This is a genomic window from Herbaspirillum rhizosphaerae (assembly GCF_046025915.1).
Taxonomy (GTDB): Bacteria; Pseudomonadota; Gammaproteobacteria; order Burkholderiales; family Burkholderiaceae_D; genus Herbaspirillum; species Herbaspirillum rhizosphaerae_A.
Genome location: NZ_JAQQFR010000014.1, coordinates 92,747 through 109,648 on the forward strand (window position 1 = coordinate 92,747; position 16,902 = coordinate 109,648).

Annotated in this window: 15 protein-coding genes; 4 read left to right on the plus strand and 11 right to left on the minus strand. The window is 58.2% G+C overall.

All coding sequences use genetic code 11. The annotated features are described in order from the left end of the window. Positions 1-91: 91 nt before the first annotated feature. The 5 genes from PQR63_RS19805 to PQR63_RS19825 all read right to left on the minus strand — a co-directional run bounded on the left by PQR63_RS19805 (position 92) and on the right by PQR63_RS19825 (position 6,736). A complete protein-coding gene (locus PQR63_RS19805; protein WP_408169670.1) occupies positions 92-1,825 on the minus strand; it encodes a sensor domain-containing diguanylate cyclase in 1,734 nt (577 codons plus the stop codon). A gap of 341 nt (positions 1,826-2,166) precedes the next feature. Next, on the minus strand, positions 2,167-4,758 hold the full coding sequence (gene clpB, locus PQR63_RS19810) for an ATP-dependent chaperone ClpB (RefSeq protein WP_408169671.1): 2,592 nt from the start codon (positions 4,756-4,758) through the stop codon (positions 2,167-2,169). Between the two features lie 120 nt (positions 4,759-4,878). After that, positions 4,879-5,349, minus strand: a complete 471-nt coding sequence (locus tag PQR63_RS19815) for an NADPH-dependent FMN reductase (RefSeq protein ID WP_408169672.1) — start codon at positions 5,347-5,349, stop codon at positions 4,879-4,881. A 7-nt stretch (positions 5,350-5,356) separates the two neighbouring features. Continuing rightward, entirely contained in the window at positions 5,357-5,731 is a 375-nt protein-coding gene (crcB, locus tag PQR63_RS19820; RefSeq protein WP_408169673.1) for a fluoride efflux transporter CrcB, read from the minus strand. 63 nt (positions 5,732-5,794) lie between these two features. Beyond that, complete coding sequence (locus PQR63_RS19825; protein ID WP_408169674.1) at positions 5,795-6,736, minus strand: LysR family transcriptional regulator; 942 nt, start codon at positions 6,734-6,736, stop codon at positions 5,795-5,797. 218 nt (positions 6,737-6,954) lie between these two features. Here PQR63_RS19825 and PQR63_RS19830 point away from each other — a divergent pair, with 218 nt between their 5' ends. The 4 genes from PQR63_RS19830 to PQR63_RS19845 are packed head-to-tail and all read left to right on the plus strand — an operon-like array spanning position 6,955 to position 11,842. Then, positions 6,955-8,454 carry an efflux transporter outer membrane subunit gene (locus PQR63_RS19830; RefSeq protein ID WP_408169675.1) on the plus strand — a complete coding sequence of 500 codons (1,500 nt, stop codon included), beginning with the start codon at positions 6,955-6,957 and terminating at the stop codon, positions 8,452-8,454. After that, positions 8,451-10,706: an FUSC family protein gene (locus tag PQR63_RS19835; RefSeq protein ID WP_408169676.1), complete on the plus strand. Its 2,256-nt coding sequence runs from the start codon at positions 8,451-8,453 to the stop codon at positions 10,704-10,706. The genes PQR63_RS19830 and PQR63_RS19835 overlap by 4 nt, the downstream gene beginning before the upstream one ends. Further along, positions 10,696-10,896, plus strand: coding sequence for a DUF1656 domain-containing protein (locus PQR63_RS19840; RefSeq protein ID WP_094564162.1), 201 nt, complete (start codon positions 10,696-10,698; stop codon positions 10,894-10,896). The genes PQR63_RS19835 and PQR63_RS19840 overlap by 11 nt, the downstream gene beginning before the upstream one ends. A gap of 58 nt (positions 10,897-10,954) precedes the next feature. Then, positions 10,955-11,842, plus strand: coding sequence for an efflux RND transporter periplasmic adaptor subunit (locus tag PQR63_RS19845; protein ID WP_408169677.1), 888 nt, complete (start codon positions 10,955-10,957; stop codon positions 11,840-11,842). A gap of 2 nt (positions 11,843-11,844) precedes the next feature. Here the strand turns inward: PQR63_RS19845 and PQR63_RS19850 are convergent, their stop codons facing one another. The 6 genes from PQR63_RS19850 to moaD form a co-directional block, all read right to left on the minus strand. Then, entirely contained in the window at positions 11,845-13,161 is a 1,317-nt protein-coding gene (locus PQR63_RS19850) for an Nramp family divalent metal transporter (RefSeq protein WP_408169678.1), read from the minus strand. Between the two features lie 29 nt (positions 13,162-13,190). After that, a complete protein-coding gene (gene moaE / locus PQR63_RS19855; RefSeq protein WP_408169679.1) occupies positions 13,191-13,652 on the minus strand; it encodes a molybdopterin synthase catalytic subunit MoaE in 462 nt (153 codons plus the stop codon). A gap of 131 nt (positions 13,653-13,783) precedes the next feature. Then, entirely contained in the window at positions 13,784-15,160 is a 1,377-nt protein-coding gene (locus PQR63_RS19860; protein ID WP_408169680.1) for a GntT/GntP/DsdX family permease, read from the minus strand. A gap of 115 nt (positions 15,161-15,275) precedes the next feature. Beyond that, a complete protein-coding gene (locus PQR63_RS19865) occupies positions 15,276-15,908 on the minus strand; it encodes a LysE family translocator (protein WP_408169681.1) in 633 nt (210 codons plus the stop codon). A 37-nt stretch (positions 15,909-15,945) separates the two neighbouring features. After that, on the minus strand, positions 15,946-16,587 hold the full coding sequence (locus tag PQR63_RS19870) for a class I SAM-dependent methyltransferase (RefSeq protein ID WP_408169682.1): 642 nt from the start codon (positions 16,585-16,587) through the stop codon (positions 15,946-15,948). 14 nt (positions 16,588-16,601) lie between these two features. Next, the gene (moaD, locus tag PQR63_RS19875) at positions 16,602-16,859 is read right to left on the minus strand and encodes a molybdopterin converting factor subunit 1 (protein WP_408169683.1); all 258 of its coding nucleotides are present in this window, start codon (positions 16,857-16,859) and stop codon (positions 16,602-16,604) included. Positions 16,860-16,902: the final 43 nt, after the last annotated feature.

A 16,902-nucleotide genomic window follows, 5' to 3' on the forward strand; every position in this document is an offset into this window, starting at 1 on the left:
GGTCCGGACAATAAACGAGAAAGGCCGTGCAATCTGCACGGCCTTTTACTGGATGCTTCGCGAGCTGCTTCGCTGGCTTAATTCTTCCGCATCAATCTTTCTCGTCAGGCTCCGCCGGTGCATCTGGCGCACTTGAAGTCTCCGGCACCTCGTACGACAAGACACGATGCATGCGCTTTTGCTCGAACATGCGTTCATCAGCCACGCGCAGCAAGGTCTCGATATCGAGACCGTCCTGCGGAAACAGCGCCACACCGATGGACGCATCCACAATGTACTGATTACCGTCGCGTCCCTCGATTGGCTGATTGAGGAAGTTGCGAATCTTTTCTGCGATCGACTTGGCGATTTCTTCATCCGACACGCCATGCAGATAGACCACGAACTCGTCACCACCGAAGCGCGCCACCGAGTCATCCTTGCGCAGAGCGTGCTGCAATTGCGACGCCGCCGAGACGAGCACCTTGTCGCCTTCGTCATGACCATATTGATCGTTGATCGACTTGAACTTGTCGAGATCGATAAACAGCAAGGCAAAGCGCAGCGGGGTTGCTTCACTGCCCTTGCGGCGGCGGAAATCGATCTGCGCAATGAAGGAATCGCGGTTGAGGACGTTCGTCAGGCGATCGGTGCGCAGGTTACGCTCCATCTCCTGGAAGCTTTGCGCCAACTGACCGATTTCGTCGCGGCGATCAATATTCAACGATGGGAAAGGCTCCCCGTTGCCGATACTCTTGGCAGCCAAAGTCAGCTTACGGATATCCCGTAACACCCAGCGCAATATGACAAAGCCCAGCACAAAAGTCATGCAGACCGCGATCAAACCCAGCAGCAAGGTCTGGTATACGCCGCCCGTCACTGATCCGAGGAAGTCGGAACGACTCACCGCACTGACGACGACCCAGTCAAGTCCTGCGTCGTCGTGATGCAGCCGAAATGCCAGCTCAGTCTTGGGCCCGTCGCTTTGCAAGCGCTGAACGACCAGCTTTCCAGGCTCGAGCTTTTGCTTCTTGAGATATGCAGTCAGATCGGCATAAGCTTGGCGTAACAGTGGCGAACTGCTTTGGCTGGCATTGAGACGAACAAAATCAGATCCGCTCATTTTGTGGATAGGCTCATTCACCGACGTGGCGATCAGGTCGCCGGACATCTCCACGATGAAGGCCACGCCGTTCTTGCTCAGCGGCAGTGCCTGCAGGAATTCGCTCAGGCGGCGTAATCCGATGCTGCTGGTCGCCACGCCGAGCAAGGTACCGTCTGTCGAATAAACCGGCTTGGACAAAGTAATGCCGAGGAATTTCAGGCGAAAATCAGTAAACACCGGCGACCACGTTTCGCTCTTACGCCGCATGGCCTGGACGTACCAGGGCCGCGTGCGCGGTTCGTAATCCTGTGTCGCAATCAGCGTCGGCGTCGTGCCGGGGCCGCGCAAATGGTAAACGTAATTTTTGCCTTGCGGATCACGTGTGCTGTACATGAACAGGTTGACCTGTTCCTGCTTCACACCCAGGAAGCTACCATCTGCGCCGCCAAAATAAACGTAGCTAGGATCGTCAAAGAGACTATTAGCCAGCCACAAGCGTTCTTCCAGCGCTGCCTTGTCTTTCGGGAAGGGAATCAGAATCGGCTGACCGCCTTTTTCTGCGGGGGGAATCGGATCGGGAGCTACCACGCGCAGACTCTCGCGCGCACCCAACAACTGACGGTCAGTCGCCTGCCCGACACGGCTCATGGTATCCATCAGCGCATTGCGCGCCAGTACCTCGGTGGCATCATCGCCCGCACGATATAAAAACCAGCCTATCGTCACTACCAGGCATAACATCAGGAACACAAACGGCAGAATAAACAGCCGTTGTAATGAAGATTGCTTCAGAATTTCACCCCTTGCCGGTTGGCAGAATCTTAAAGATTGCCATCATTGCCATAATCGCCCACGACGGGTTGACCACGTGCTTTATTGTTTTTTATATACGATTTCGCATCAAATAGGTCAACTATGCCCCTTTGACGCGCTATCGTCCTCTGATCTCAGAGTTTAATCGTTTACGCAAAAAAATTCCCTGATGCTATGAAAAATACCGTTTTTCTCTGTGGCATTTTTCCAAACATCAGGGAACTAGATAGCATAATTACAAGAAACTGATCAAGTCATTTCAGCTTGCCTTAATGTGCATTAAACGAAAGTGCACCATTTTCGACACCGACGTGCACGACATCCTTGGGACCGAATTTTCCTTGCAAAATCAGCTTGGACAGCGGGTTCTCGATTTCCTGCTGAATCGCGCGTTTCAACGGACGCGCGCCATACACCGGATCGAAGCCCGCCTCGGCGATCTTCTGCAAGCCGGCATCTGAAATCACCAGACCGATATCCATCTTGGCCAGACGGCTTTCGAGAATCTGCAACTGGATCTTGGCAATCGCGCCGATGTTCTTTTCGTCGAGTGCATGAAACACCACGATCTCGTCGACCCGATTGATGAACTCCGGACGGAAGTGCAGCTTGACTTCGGCCATCACCGCCATCTTCACCACCGCAGGATCGCTGCCTTCCATTGCCTGGATCTTATGGGAACCAAGATTGGAAGTCATCACAATCACCGTGTTCTTGAAATCCACCGTGCGGCCTTGTCCGTCGGTCATGCGGCCATCATCGAGCACTTGCAGCAAGACGTTGAACACGTCGGGATGCGCCTTCTCGATTTCATCCAGCAGGATCACGCTATAAGGCTTGCGCCGTACCGCTTCGGTCAGGTAACCGCCCTCTTCATAGCCGACATAGCCCGGTGGCGCGCCGATCAGACGGGCGACCGAATGCTTCTCCATGAATTCGCTCATGTCGATACGGATCATGGCTTCTTCGGTATCGAACATATACGATGCCAGCGCCTTGCACAATTCGGTTTTACCAACGCCGGTAGGGCCGAGGAACATGAACGAGCCGTAAGGCTTGCCCGGATCGCCCAGTCCGGCGCGCGAGCGGCGGATTGCGTCCGAGACTGCAACAATCGCTTCGTCCTGGCCCACCACACGCTCGTGCAATACCTCTTCCATGTGCAACAATTTCTCGCGTTCGCCCTGCATCATGCGCGAAACGGGAATACCGGTCGCACGCGCAACAATCTCGGCGATTTCTTCAGCGCCGACCTGCGTACGCACCAAACGCGGCTTACCGACGGTCTGTTCACTAGCCGCATCCTGCTTGTTTTGCGTTTCCAGCGCCTTTTCCAGTTCAGCCAACTTGCCGTACTTGAGCTCAGACACTTTCTGCCAGTCGCTCTTGCGGGTGGCGTCATCCATCTGCAGGCGGATCTGCTCGATTTCTTCCTTCAGATGCTGGCTGCCTTGCACGGTCGCTTTTTCCGCTTTCCAGATTTCTTCCAGATCAGCGTATTCGCGCTCAAGCTTGACGATCTCTTCCTCGATCAGCGTCAGGCGCTTTTGCGAGGCCTCGTCCTTCTCACGCTTGACGGCTTCGCGCTCGATCTTCAGCTGGATCAGGCGACGATCAAGCTTGTCCATGACTTCCGGCTTGGAGTCGATTTCAATCTTGATCTTGGCAGCTGCTTCGTCGATCAGGTCGATCGCCTTGTCCGGCAGAAAACGATCGGTGATATACCGATGCGACAGCTCCGCTGCTGCGACGATCGCCGGGTCGGTGATATCAACGCCATGATGGACTTCGTACTTTTCCTGCAGACCGCGCAAAATCGCGATCGTGGCTTCCACGCTCGGTTCATCGACAATGATCTTCTGGAAGCGGCGCTCCAGCGCAGCATCTTTTTCGATGTACTTGCGATATTCGTCCAGCGTCGTAGCGCCGACGCAGTGCAGCTCACCGCGTGCCAGCGCAGGCTTGAGCATATTGCCCGCATCCATCGCACCTTCGGCCTTGCCTGCGCCGACCATGGTGTGCAACTCGTCGATGAAGACAATGGTCTGGCCCTCGTCCTGAGCGATTTCCTTCAGGACGGCTTTCAGACGCTCTTCGAATTCGCCGCGATACTTGGCGCCGGCCAGCAAGGCTGCCATATCGAGCGACAGCACGCGTTTGGACTTGAGGCTGTCCGGCACTTCTCCGCTGACGATACGTTGCGCCAGGCCTTCGACGATGGCGGTTTTACCAACGCCCGGCTCACCGATCAGCACCGGATTGTTTTTGCTGCGGCGTTGCAGCACCTGAATGGCGCGGCGGATCTCGTCGTCGCGGCCGATCACGGGATCCAGCTTGCCGTTGCGGGCGCGCTCGGTCAGATCAAGGGTGTATTTTTTCAGGGATTCACGCTGGCCTTCGCCTTCTTGCGAAGACACGCTGGCACCGCCACGCACGGTGCTGATGGCAGCTTCCAGCGATTTGCGCGAAAGGCCGTTTTCACGCGCGGCACGGCCGGCGTCGGACTTGTCGTCGGCGAGGCCGAGCAAGACCATTTCGCTGGCGATGAACTGATCGCCATGCTTTTGCGATTCTTTGTCGGCCAGATTAAGCAAGGCTACCAGCTCGCGGCCAATCTGCACTTCGCCACCATTGCCCGTTACCTTAGGCAAGCGTGTCAACGCATGCTGCAAGGCTGAAGTCAGCCCGGCAACGTTGACGCCGGCGCGCTGCAACAGCGAACGAGCGCCGCCGTCATCTTGCGCCAGCAAAGCCAGCGTCAGGTGGACGGGATCGATGTATTGGTTGTCGTTGCCGACAGCCTGACTCTGGGCATCTGCCAGAGCTTCCTGCAATTTTGTTGTGAGTTTGTCGAGACGCATGATGTGCTTTCGCTCCGAATTTTGAATACTTAGAAAATTGGGACGTGCAGACGTATTTCAAGGAAGCATCCGGCCATCGGAAGAGGAAATCCCGTCGGATTTGATTCAGATCAACTGTTCTTAACTATTGTTGACAGACAGCCCCAGCGACTGGAGGTGCCGCTGCAAGGCTTGCAAGGCCTCATTCAGCGCAGCAACAATCCCTGCGCGGGCAAGCATTGCCGCGCAATCCAGCTTGTTGGTCGGTAAAGCGACCGTCAGCGAAGCGGCCAGAACGACGTCGGCGTTCATCATGGCGAGGGTATCGAGCAAGGAGGACTGTGCGTGGATGGCGCGTCCGGAAGCGTTGATGGCAGCCACCGGCTTGTTGATGAATTCACCACTACCGACTACCCAGTCCAGCGCATTCTTGAAAGCGCCTGGCACGCCGTGGGCGTATTCCGGACTGGCGATGAGAATCGCGTCGGCGTCGCGCAATACGGCGCGAAACGCCCGCACTTCGGCAGGCTCCGCGCCTTCCAGATCGGGATTAAAAGAAGGTAACGCGGCACGCAAGCTGCCGGACAAGGTCAGAATCCGAAACGGCTGCACCGGACAATCAGGCAAACAAGGCGCGATACGCCGCAAAGCCGGCCACGCAGAGAATGATGGATCCCAGCAAATGCAACCCGGAATGCGCAATCGCCCACATATAGTCGCCGCGCTGCAGCAGCATCATGGCTTCCGCCGAGAAAGTGGAAAACGTTGTCAGTCCACCCAGAAAGCCGGTGATCAGAAATAAACGCCATTCCGGCGGCAAGGACTGATGCCCCTCAAAAAATGCCACCAGAAAACCGATCACAAAACCACCGCCCCAGTTGGCGGCCAGCGTACCCAGCGGCAGCGCACTGCCGCCCACGTTCAACCACAGGCTCAGTCCCCAGCGCAACCAGGCGCCCAGCGCCGCTCCCATGCCTACTGCCAGCCATTTCATCGTCAGTTTCCGTTCATATCGAAGTGTTGGTGTTGATCGCCATGCGACCACCGCAATACGCGATCATGGCGAATGAACCGTGATCCGGTCAAGCGCCTGATGATCATCCTGCATGGCTTTGTCGACGCTCTCATGCATCCAGTCGACCCAGGTGCTGATCTTGGCGTCGAGATATTGCCGCGACGGATACAACGCGTATACGCCCATATGCTGCATGCGGAACTGCGGCAACACGCGCACGATGGTCCCGGCGCGCAAAGCATCGACGGCGGAATAGATCGGCAGCACGCCAATGCCCATGCCCTCTTTCAGGCTCAGCAACATCGCTTCGGCGACGTTGACCTGAAAGTTGGATTTGATGGCGACGGTCTCTTTACCGTCCGGACCTTCCATCACCCACTCATTAAGAGGCGACACCGAGCTCACCAGTTGCAGACAGGAATGATTGAGTAACTCCGAGGGTTTTTGCGGCGCGCCGTGCTTTTCCAGGTAGAACGGCGAAGCACACAGAATGCTGTAGATGCTGCCAAGCTGGCGAAAGATCAGACCGGAATCCGGCAATTCGCGCGCCAGCACCAGCGAAACGTCGAAGCCTTCTTCCAGCAAATCCGGCACGCGCTGCGCCAGCGTCAGCTCGATGGCGACGTCTGGATAGCGCTTCTGATAATTGGAAATCGCGGGGATCACATAACGCTGCCCGAAGCTGGTCATCGTGTGGATGCGCAATCGCCCCGACGGCCTGACGTAGGCGTCGCCGGCTTCGGCTTCAGCCTCCTGCACATAGGACATGATCTGTTCGCAACGCAGCAGATAACGCTCTCCCGCTTCGGTCAGCGCGATCCGCCGCGTGGTGCGATTGAGCAAGCGCGTACGCAGATGACGCTCCAGATCGGCGACGGCGCGCGACACGTGCGCGGTGGTTAAATCCATTTGTTGCGCGGCCAGCGTAAAACTGCCAGCATCGACTACACGCATGAATATGCGCATGTTTTGCAAGGTATCCATATATTCCTGTCTTAAATCCGACCGACACCGACCGTTTTGACTGTGCAAAGCAACAAAATGATGCAAAGCGGCCTTTCGGATGCTGCATTGTTACCCAAAACAGCGCAATCATTATTGCAGTAATTGAAAAGACCCTTTGTGTTTCCTGCGGTTTTTCTCTAGATCTTTACCAAATAGAATGACAAACGCTGCATATTTGCATTTTTTGGGATAGTCTGATGAACACCACTGCTGACAAACGCCTCTTTGCTGCGCCGCTCCTGGCCCTCTGCATGGCGTCATTGCTCGTCCTCGCGGGCTGCGCCGACAACGGCGGCATCAAGCCACAGGCGGCTTTGCAGCAGCCCAACACGCTCGATGTCGGCAACGCCATCCGCCAGGTCGGCGCTGAAGCCGGCTGGCCCAAGCGCGCCTGGTGGGAAACTTACGCAGATCCCCAACTCAATCGTCTGGTCGCCGCTGCCGTCGCCGGCAACCCCAGTATGGCCATCGCCGCTGCCCGTGTGCGCCAAGCGCAAGCCATGGCGGTTGTCGCTCATGCTGGTGAATTGCCGCAAGCGCAGCTGGATGCCGCCATCGGCCGCAAGGACTGGTCCGACAACGTCTATTACGGCGCCAGCTTCCGCGACAAGCTGACCTGGAACAATACTGCTGCGCTGAGCCTTTCGTACAACCTCGACCTGTGGGATCGCAACCGCAACACCACCGAGCGCGCGCAGGATGAAATCCACGCCGTCGCCGCCGATGGCCGTGCCGCCCAGCTCGATCTGGAAAGCAATGTCGTACGTACCTACGTGCAGTTGTCGTTGCAATATGGACTACTGGATAACACGCAAGAAACCCTGAAACAGGAACAGCGCATCCTCGATCTGGCTAATCGCCGCTTCAAGGGCGGTATCGGCACTCAGATGGAAATTACCCAAGCGGAAGTCCCCCTGCCGGAAACCCGCCGCCAGATCGAAGCCCTGGAAGAAAGCATCGCGCTCATCCGCAATCAACTGGCCGCTCTGCTTGGCCAAGGCCCGGGCGCCGGCGACAGCATCACGCGTCCGAGCATGAATCTGCAGGCTGGTATCGGTCTGCCGAGTGCGTTGCCGGCTGAACTGATCGGCCGCCGTCCCGACATCAGCGCCGCGCGCTGGCGCGTTGAGGCTGCTTCGAAAGGCATCGCAGTCGCCAAGGCCGCCTTCTATCCCAACATCAACCTGATGGCCAGCATCGGCCCAGCAGCAGCGGGCGGTAGCCTGTTCAGCTTCCTCAGCGCGCCAAACCTCACGACCAGCTACGGCCCGGCGATCTCGCTGCCTATCTTTGAAGGCGGACGCCTGCGCGGCCAACTCGGCGCCACCACCGCAGGCTACGACTTGGAAGTGGAGCACTACAACATGTTGCTGAGCCAGGCGCTCAGGAGCATCGCCGACCAGATCGTGACGCTGCAGGCCATCAAGCGCCAGCAAGTGCAAGCCGACCTGTCGGTGGCGGCCGCGCAAAAGAACATCGACATCGCCACCCGCGCCTATCAACGCGGTCTGACCAACTACGTGAATGTGCTTACCGCGCAAACACAATGGTTGCATCAACAGCAGGTCGTGCAACAACTGCTGGCGCAAAAGCTCAACGCCTACGCCAGTCTGACCGTCGCGCTGGGCGGTGGACTGGAAGTATCTGTTCCTGAAGATGCCGCAGTCGCAACAGCTGCTACAGGAGTGGCACCGTGAACACACCGGTAACGCCAGCTATATCGGCACCTGCAGCTGTCCGGCCACCCTTCGGCCAACAGCTGCGTGAAGCTGCCGCCGACTGGTGGCAAACCGAATTCCCAAACTGGATCTACGTCTTCAAGATGGTCTTTGCCGGCCTCTTGGCGCTTGGCATCGGTTACGGGCTGGACTTGGAATCGCCGCGTTCGGGCCTGATCACAGTTTTTATCGTGATGCAGCCGCAGAGCGGGATGATCCTGGCCAAGAGTTTTTATCGCGTCATCGGCACCCTGGTCGGCTCGGTCGCGATCTTCGTCTTCGTCGGCCTGTTCGCACAGACCCCGGAACTGTTCATCCTCGCGACCGCCCTCTGGATCGGTCTGTGCACGCTCGGCTCGGCACACAACCGCAACTTCCGTTCGTACGGTTTCGTACTATCGGGTTATACAGTGGCATTGATCGGTCTGCCGGCAGCACTCAACCCGGCACTGACGTTCGATTCGGTCATGACCCGCGTAACGGAAATCACCGTCGGCATCGTCTGTGCCGGCGTAGTCAGCGCACTGGTCTTTCCGCAAGCCAGTGCCCCGGGTCTGGTGCGCATCATCCGCGGACGCTTCACCGCCTTTGTCGATCTGATTGGTGCCACGCTGGGCGGCACCGCCGACCGCAAGGCGCTGGAAGCCACCAACGCTCGCTTTGTCGGCGACATCATCGGCCTGGAAGCGCTACGCAGCTCGGCGATTTTTGAAGATCCTGAAATCCGCTTGCGCAGCGGCCGCCTGACCCGCATGAACAGCGAGTTCATGGCTCTGTCGACCCGTGTGCACGCCCTCCATCAGCTGATGAACCGCCTGCACGACAGCCGCAATCCTTCCGCGCAACTGGTGATTGATGCAATTTCCCCCTACTACCAGGAAGTACAGCCTCTGCTCACACGCAGCGGCGGTGAACCGGTGATGACGGCAAGCGACGCCGCCGATGCGGCGCTCAAGCTGGACGCGTACAAGCAAGAACTGCCGCGCCGCGTGCGCACCACGCGCGCCATGCATGCGGACGCGTTCGGCGACGAGGCAATCCTCGATTTCGATACTGCCTCAGAACTGCTCTATCGCGTAATCGACGAGCTGCATGCCTATACGCTGACCTACGCCTCGCTGGTGCAACGCCGCCATGAGCGCGAGCAATGGGAGCACACCTACGCCCCAAAAACCAGCCTGGTCATCGCCAGCATCGCGGGTGCCCGTGCTGCCATCACACTGATTGGCTTGTCGACATTCTGGATCCTGAGCGGCTGGCCCAGCGGCGACGTCGCCGCACTCAATGCCGCCGCATTTTGTGCGATCACTTCTGCTGCGCCGGATCCGGCCAAGGCGACGCGCACCGTCACCATGGGCGTGGGCGTAGCGGTAGTACTCGGCTATTTCTACACCTTCCATATCGTGCCGCAACTCGACGGTTTCTGGATGCTGGCCGCCGCACTGACGCCGGTACTGATGCTGGCAGTATTGCTGACTACCAAGCCGTCGCTGGCCGGTTATGGATTGGGCATCTGTATCTTCTTCCCGTTTGTGGCGGTGCCCGACAACCTCGCTCACTTCAACGCGGCAGGATATCTGAACGAATGTATCGCCCTGATGGTCTCGCTGATCGTGACCACCGTCGCCTTCATGCTGCTGTTGCCGCCGACCACCAACTGGACCGTGCGCCATCTGGAAAAACAATTGCGCAAGCAAGTTATCCAGGCCTGTTTTGGCAAGCTGGCGCATCTGGCATTGCAATTTGAAAGCGGCACGCGCGACCTGATGCATCAGATCACCATGGTCACCGGCAGCCGCCCGGCGCTACGCAAGGACGCCTTTGGCTGGATGTTCGCCACATTGGAAATCGGCCACGCCATCATTGAACTGCGTACCGAGCTGCACGGCATCCGCAGCGGCAATCCGGAGCTATTGCCGGACACCGCCTACACGGCCCTTAATCGCCTGCGCGAAACGCTGCCGGCGCTGTTCGAACAACCCACGCCCGCGACGCTGGCGGCGGTACTGGGCGCCAACAACAACGCCATCGCTGAAGTGCAGCGTGCCATCGGCCCTCACTATCGCGAACGCAGCGAGCGGCATCGCTTGCAGCGCACGCTGAGCTACCTGCATTTCATCCGCACGGCGTTGCTGGATCCGCAATCGCCGCTGCAACCCATGCATCAAAACCAGGACGCACGCGCCAACACGTCTTCGGGAAACCATTCAGGAGCAAGCCATGCCGCGTGAAATTTCTTTCTTTGACGCTTACGTGCCGACACTGCTACTGGCCGTGATTGTTGCCGGCGCCATTGCGCTGGTCGCCGACCGTATCCTGGTGCGCATCGGCTTGTACAACCTGGTGTGGCATCCGGCGCTGTTTCGCGTCAGCTTGTTCACTTGCATCGCGGCGCTGCTCGGCCTGGCGATTTACAGTTAGCCTGAAAAAACGGCAACTTCAGAAAAACAGATACGGAATCAATCAGGAGTAATCCATCATGTCGGTCAAAACCATTTTTCGATTCATCATAACGGCGCTGATTTTTCTTGCCGCCATCTTCCTGGCGTGGACGCTATGGCAGCACTATATGGTCTCGCCATGGACCCGCGACGGCCGTGTACGGGCCGACGTCGTCAACATTGCACCGGATGTCGCCGGCCAGATCGTGGATCTGCCCGTGCGTGACAACCAGCTGGTGCACAAGGGCGACCTGCTGATGCAGATTGACCCGTCGCACTATCAATTGGCGCTGCAACAGGCAGAAGCCTCCGTGTTGGCGCGCAAGGCCGATCTCGACATGCGCCGTGCACAGGCACGCCGCCGTGCTGACATGGATAGCCTGGTGGTCTCGCGTGAAAACCGTGAAGATGCCGGCAGCCAGGTTACCGCGGCCGATGCGCAATACCAGGTCGCCATCGCCCAGCGCGATGCCGCCAAGCTCAACCTCGACCGCACCAAGGTCTATGCACCGGTCGACGGCTACATCACCAATCTGAGTGTGCGCCGTGGCGATTACGCCAGCGTGGGCGCAGCCAAGATCGCCATCATCGACAGCCATTCGTTCTGGGTATATGGGTATTTTGAAGAGACCAAACTGCCCTACGTTGCCGTCGGCGACAAGGCAAAGATCCAGTTGATCAACGGTGCCACATTGCGCGGCCACGTCGATAGCATTTCACGCGGCATCTATGACCGCGACAATCCACAAAGCCGCGAACTGCTGGCCGACGTCAATCCGACCTTCAACTGGGTGCGTCTGGCACAACGGATTCCAGTGCGAATCCATATCGATGAAGTGCCGAAGGATGTGCTGCTGGCTGCAGGCCTGACCTGCACCGTGACGCTGGAGCCAAACGGTCAGAACAAGTCTGCTTCCGCCAAATAAGCTCAAGTAAAAAGCTGCACCACCAGCCACACATTCGCCGCGCTGATGCCGAGGAATAACATCCACGCCAGCGCGGCAAGCCATATCGGGTTGACGAAGTCGCCCATCAAGTCGCGCCGGCTGGTCAGTCGGATTAGCGGATACATCGCAAACGGCAACTGCAAGCTCAGTACCACCTGACTGAGCACCAGCAGACGTCCGACCGAATGCTCGCCCAAGGTCAGCACACCGATCAGCGCTGGAATCAAGGCCAATCCGCGCGTCACCATGCGGCGCTGCCAGCACGGGATCTTCAATTTCAGAAAACCTTCCATGATCACCTGCCCGGCAATCGTCCCGGTGAAGGTGGAACTCTGCCCCGCCGCAAACAAACCGATGCCGAACAAGATCGCCGCCAGCGAAGACCCGGTAATCGGATCAAGCAAGTGATACGCCACATCCAGATCCACCACGTCGGTACGGCCGCTGCTGTGGAATGCCGACGCAGCAATGATCAGGATTGCGGCGTTGATCGCCATCGCGATGATCAGTGACACAGTCGTATCAACGCGCGTGTAACGAATCGCCTCCAACAGGCTGCGGCGGTCACGCCTGACCGCACGCGTCTGTACGATGGAAGAATGCAGATACAGGTTATGTGGCATCACCGTCGCGCCCAGTACACCGATCGCCAGATACAGCGGTTCACGGCTAGACAGCGCCGCCAACGATGGCACAAAGCCTTGCACCACGGCATGCCAGTCGGCTTTGACGAAGGCCAATTGCGTGAACAGGCATACCGCAATCGTCACCACCAGACCAAGGATGATTGCCTCAACCTGGCGGAATCCGCGTCCCTGCAAACCCAGCACAATGACGGTGTCCAGCGCGGTCAGCAGCACGCCGACAGGCAGCGAGACGCCCAGCAGCAACTTGAATGCCAGCGCGCAACCGAGCACCTCGGCCAGATCGCAGGCGATAATCGATAGCTCAGCGAATACCCACATGCCCTTGCCTACCGCCGGCGGATAATTTTCGCGTGAATGGACGGCCAGATCCTTGCCGGTAACGATGCCTAGCCTTGCACACAGGCATTGGAGCATAATCGCCGCCAGGCTCGACAACATCACCACGAACAGCAACTGATAGCCGAACTGCGACCCGGCCTGAACCGACGTCGCCCAGTTGCCCGGATCCATATAGCCGATGGAGATCAGCAAGCCGGGGCCGACATAGACTTTGAGCTTTTGCCAAACGCCTGCATTTGGCGGCACCGACACGCTGCCGGAAACTTCAGAAGGACAAAATGGCGCAGTGGCGGTCGTTGGCAGACGGAACATGTTTTATTGTTGTAGAGAAGAAGAGAAGATCAATCTGCTTTAGGCTGCCATTTCGACACCGCCTGGTCGTCGCTCTCGCGCGCATCCACCCAGCGTGCGCCGTCGGGCGTCTGTTCTTTTTTCCAGAACGGCGCCTGCGTCTTGAGATAGTCCATGATGAACTCGCAAGCGGCAAAGGCTTCGCCGCGATGCTTCGAGGTGACCGCAACCAGCACAATCTGATCCAGCGGCTGCAAGGGGCCGACGCGATGGACCACCAGCGCATCGAAAATCTCCCAGCGCGCCTTGGCGTCGGCAACGATCTGCTCCAGCGCCTTTTCGGTCATGCCGGGGTAATGCTCCAGTTCCATTTCCCGCACGCTGGCGCCATCATTGAGATCGCGCACCGTGCCGACAAAGCTGACTACCGCCCCCACCTTGGGGTTGCTCAGGCGCAGTGCAACGATCTCGGCACTGAGGTCAAAGTCGGCAGTCTGGACGCGGATCGGCATAGAAAAAATGGAGAGGCAAATGGAATCGCCCTCATTGTACCCAATGTCTTGCCGGCATCGACCAAGCCATTGCCGCCAGAAACGACAAGTCCCGGACCAGCCGGGACTTGTTCATAGAAGGAGGAGCACTGTTAAGTGAGGATGCCCCACAGCAGCAGCGTCATGCCCAGCCCCACCACCGAGACGATAGTCTGGATCACCGACCATGTTGCGAAGGTCTGCTTGAGATCGAGACCGAAGTATTCCTTCACCATCCAGAAACCGGCGTCATTGACGTGGCAGAAGAACACCGATCCGGCGCCGATTGCCAATGCCATCAAGGCATTGTGCGTGCCGGACAAGCTTGCCACCAGCGGCGCAACGATGCCGGCGGTTGCAGTGGTCGCCACCGTTGCGGAACCAGTTGCCTGACGCAGCGCCACGGCGATCAGCCATGCCAGCAAGATCAGCGGCACGTGCGTGCCGGTCGCAACCTTGGTGATGGTATCGCTGATACCTGCGGTCAGCAAAGCCTGCTTCAAGCCGCCACCTGCGCCGATGGTCAACAGCAGACCGGCAATCGGCGGCAAGGCCTTGCGCAAAATGGCACCGACTTTGGTACGGTCAGTTCCCTGCGCCCAACCCAGCACGATCACGGCGAACAGCACCGTCACGGTCAGTGCGATGATCGGCTCACCGAAGAAGTTGAGCATTTCAAACAAGGTAGTTTCAGGTGTGACCCAGATCTTGGCGACGGTGCGGCCCAGCATCAGCACCACCGGCAGCAGAATCGTTACCAGCGATGCCAGGAAGCCTGGTTGCAGCTCAGCCGCTTGCTGGCCTTTGAACAAGGCACCGATCTGTTCCGGCTCGCCGATCGGCATGCGCGGCGCAAGCCACATGCCGTACAACGGACCAGCCAGAATCACAGCCGGAATCGCGACGATAAAACCGAGCAGCATGGTAGTGCCAAGATCCGCATGCAAGGCGCTGACTGCAATCAACGGGCCCGGATGCGGTGGCAGCAAGGCATGCAGCGTCGTCATGCCGGCCAGCGCAGGAATCGCCACGCGCAGAATCGGCTGCTGCGACCGGCGTGCCATGACGAAGATGATCGGCGCCATCATCACCAGGCCGACTTCAAAGAACAACGGCAGGCCGACGACGAGCGCCACCAGCGCCATCATCCACGGGATCGCCTGACCCTTGGCGTATTTCAGCAAGGTCGTGACGATCTTGTCGGCCGCCCCGGAGTCCGCCATCAGGGCCCCGAGCATCGCGCCCAGCGCAATGATGATGCCCGCTTCGCCGAGGATGCTGCCGGCGCCTTTACTGAACGCCGAAGCGATCTTTTCGAGCGGCAAGCCCGCACCCATGCCGGCGATGAAGGTGCCGAGCAGGATAGAAAGGAAGGGAGCGATTTTCAGAACACTGATCAGCACAACTATGCCGATCAAGGCGATGAGAACGGATAGCAGCAGGCGCGTATCCTGTGCCGCCCAGGCGGCAATTTCAGTGGTCAGGTGCAAGATATCTCCTTGTCTTCAATGTATGAGCGTCCCCTCACCTGATTTTCTCCTGCCTCGCACTACTCTGGCGCTTAGCATTTTTTTCTACGAGCTATGCTTCTTCAACTACATTTCTTCAACTACGTTTTACTGTTGCCAACAATGCGCCCGCACCGATAAAAGTCGCACCGGACAGGCGATTGAACATCTTCGCCCGCCCCGGCGTACGCAGCCACGGCGCCACACGTGCAGCAAAGTGCGCATAGAACGTCAGCCAGAACAATTCGAAACAGACGAAGGTCGCGCCCAGCACCAGAAACTGCGGCAACTGTGCGGCCTGCGGATTGATGAACTGCGGGAAGAACGCGGTGAAGAACAACAGCGCCTTGGGATTGCTTCCTCCGACCAGGAATCCTTGCCAGTACAAACTGGCGCGCGACTTTGTCGTCGCCGGCGCGCGCCCTTCGTCCACGCCTATCGTGCTTTGGGTCGAGAAAAAAGTTCGCACGCCAATATACGCGAGATAGGCAACGCCGCACCATTTCAAAATGAGAAACACCTTTTCCGAAACTGCAAGAATCGCTCCCAGTCCTGCGGCCGACACCAGCATGATCAGACACACCGCCGTCACGCTGCCCAACGCACCGGCAAAGGCGCGACGTACGCCGTGATGGATGCCGTTGGTAATGCACATCAGGACACTGGGGCCGGGTGTGACGGTCAGAACGAATACCGCCGCGAGATAGAGAAAAAAGGTTTGTAGCGTCATGATCGCTGTTTTTGTTGAATGATTTCAGGGGCGCAATTTACACGGACTTGCGCCACACCGTCGCCAGCCATGCCTGCTCGGCGCGCAGCAGTCCATCGGGACGGTAATAATGCCGTATCTCGGCAAAACCTGCTGCCGTCATGAAGCTGCGCCAGGCTTCCAGATCGTGATACGAACCATAGCGCCCACTGCTCCAGCCTTCGCTGTTGCTGCCGCGCGGATTGGAGCAGAACAGCACGCCGTCAGGCTTGAGCGTTTCGCGTAACTGAACCAGCACGCGCGGCAACTCAGCGACCGGAACATGGAACAAGGACGCATTGGCAAACACGCCGTCAAATAAGGCGGCCGGCAAATCCAGTTCAAAGAAGTTCTGATGCCACACTTCGCAGCCCGAATCGACGCGCGCCATCTCGACAAAACTGGCCGTGCCGTCAAGACCGATGGCGCGATGGCCCAGCTTGGTAAAAGTCTGCAAGTCGCGCCCCGGCCCACAGCCGAAATCCAGAATGGTCAGCGGCGCCGACGCCGATGGAGATTCCGCGATGGCATCCAGCAAGGCATTGATGTTCTGGCTGACGTCATGGTCTCGCGTGCCTTCGCGGAAGTCGACCGCGCGGCCTTCGTAATGCGCCAGCGTGCCGCCGGCAATGACATCAAGCTGTTCTTTGGGCAGCGGCATGATTTCCCTCAAACTCAACCGCCCGTTACCGGCGGGAAGAAAGCGACTTCGCCACCCTCTTCGATCAACGTATCAGGCTCGACCATGTTGTGATCGTAAGCCATGCGCAATGCCTTCTCAGGCGACAATACTTCCATCCACAGGCCACCACGGCCCATCAGGAAAGCACGTACGTCGCCGACGGTCTTGACGTGATCCGGCAAATCGACGACTTCTTGCGTGGCGCCGAGCGCCTCACGCACGCTGGCAAAAAAACGGAGTTCTATTTTCATGTGTTTCAAATCCTTTGAAGACGATGGACGACACGCACTTGCC

What these genes read in the sequence shown, in the direction of transcription:
- PQR63_RS19805 (WP_408169670.1), bottom strand. Translation starts at nt 1,825, where the DNA reads ATGTTATGCCTGGTAGTGACGATAGGCTGGTTTTTATATCGTGCGGGC.
- moaD (WP_408169683.1), bottom strand. Translation starts at nt 16,859, where the DNA reads ATGAAAATAGAACTCCGTTTTTTTGCCAGCGTGCGTGAGGCGCTCGGC.
- moaE (WP_408169679.1), bottom strand. Translation starts at nt 13,652, where the DNA reads ATGCCGATCCGCGTCCAGACTGCCGACTTTGACCTCAGTGCCGAGATC.
- PQR63_RS19865 (WP_408169681.1), bottom strand. Translation starts at nt 15,908, where the DNA reads ATGACGCTACAAACCTTTTTTCTCTATCTCGCGGCGGTATTCGTTCTG.
- PQR63_RS19840 (WP_094564162.1), top strand. Translation starts at nt 10,696, where the DNA reads ATGCCGCGTGAAATTTCTTTCTTTGACGCTTACGTGCCGACACTGCTA.
- PQR63_RS19850 (WP_408169678.1), bottom strand. Translation starts at nt 13,161, where the DNA reads ATGTTCCGTCTGCCAACGACCGCCACTGCGCCATTTTGTCCTTCTGAA.
- PQR63_RS19845 (WP_408169677.1), top strand. Translation starts at nt 10,955, where the DNA reads ATGTCGGTCAAAACCATTTTTCGATTCATCATAACGGCGCTGATTTTT.
- PQR63_RS19870 (WP_408169682.1), bottom strand. Translation starts at nt 16,587, where the DNA reads ATGCCGCTGCCCAAAGAACAGCTTGATGTCATTGCCGGCGGCACGCTG.
- PQR63_RS19825 (WP_408169674.1), bottom strand. Translation starts at nt 6,736, where the DNA reads ATGGATACCTTGCAAAACATGCGCATATTCATGCGTGTAGTCGATGCT.
- PQR63_RS19830 (WP_408169675.1), top strand. Translation starts at nt 6,955, where the DNA reads ATGAACACCACTGCTGACAAACGCCTCTTTGCTGCGCCGCTCCTGGCC.
- clpB (WP_408169671.1), bottom strand. Translation starts at nt 4,758, where the DNA reads ATGCGTCTCGACAAACTCACAACAAAATTGCAGGAAGCTCTGGCAGAT.
- crcB (WP_408169673.1), bottom strand. Translation starts at nt 5,731, where the DNA reads ATGAAATGGCTGGCAGTAGGCATGGGAGCGGCGCTGGGCGCCTGGTTG.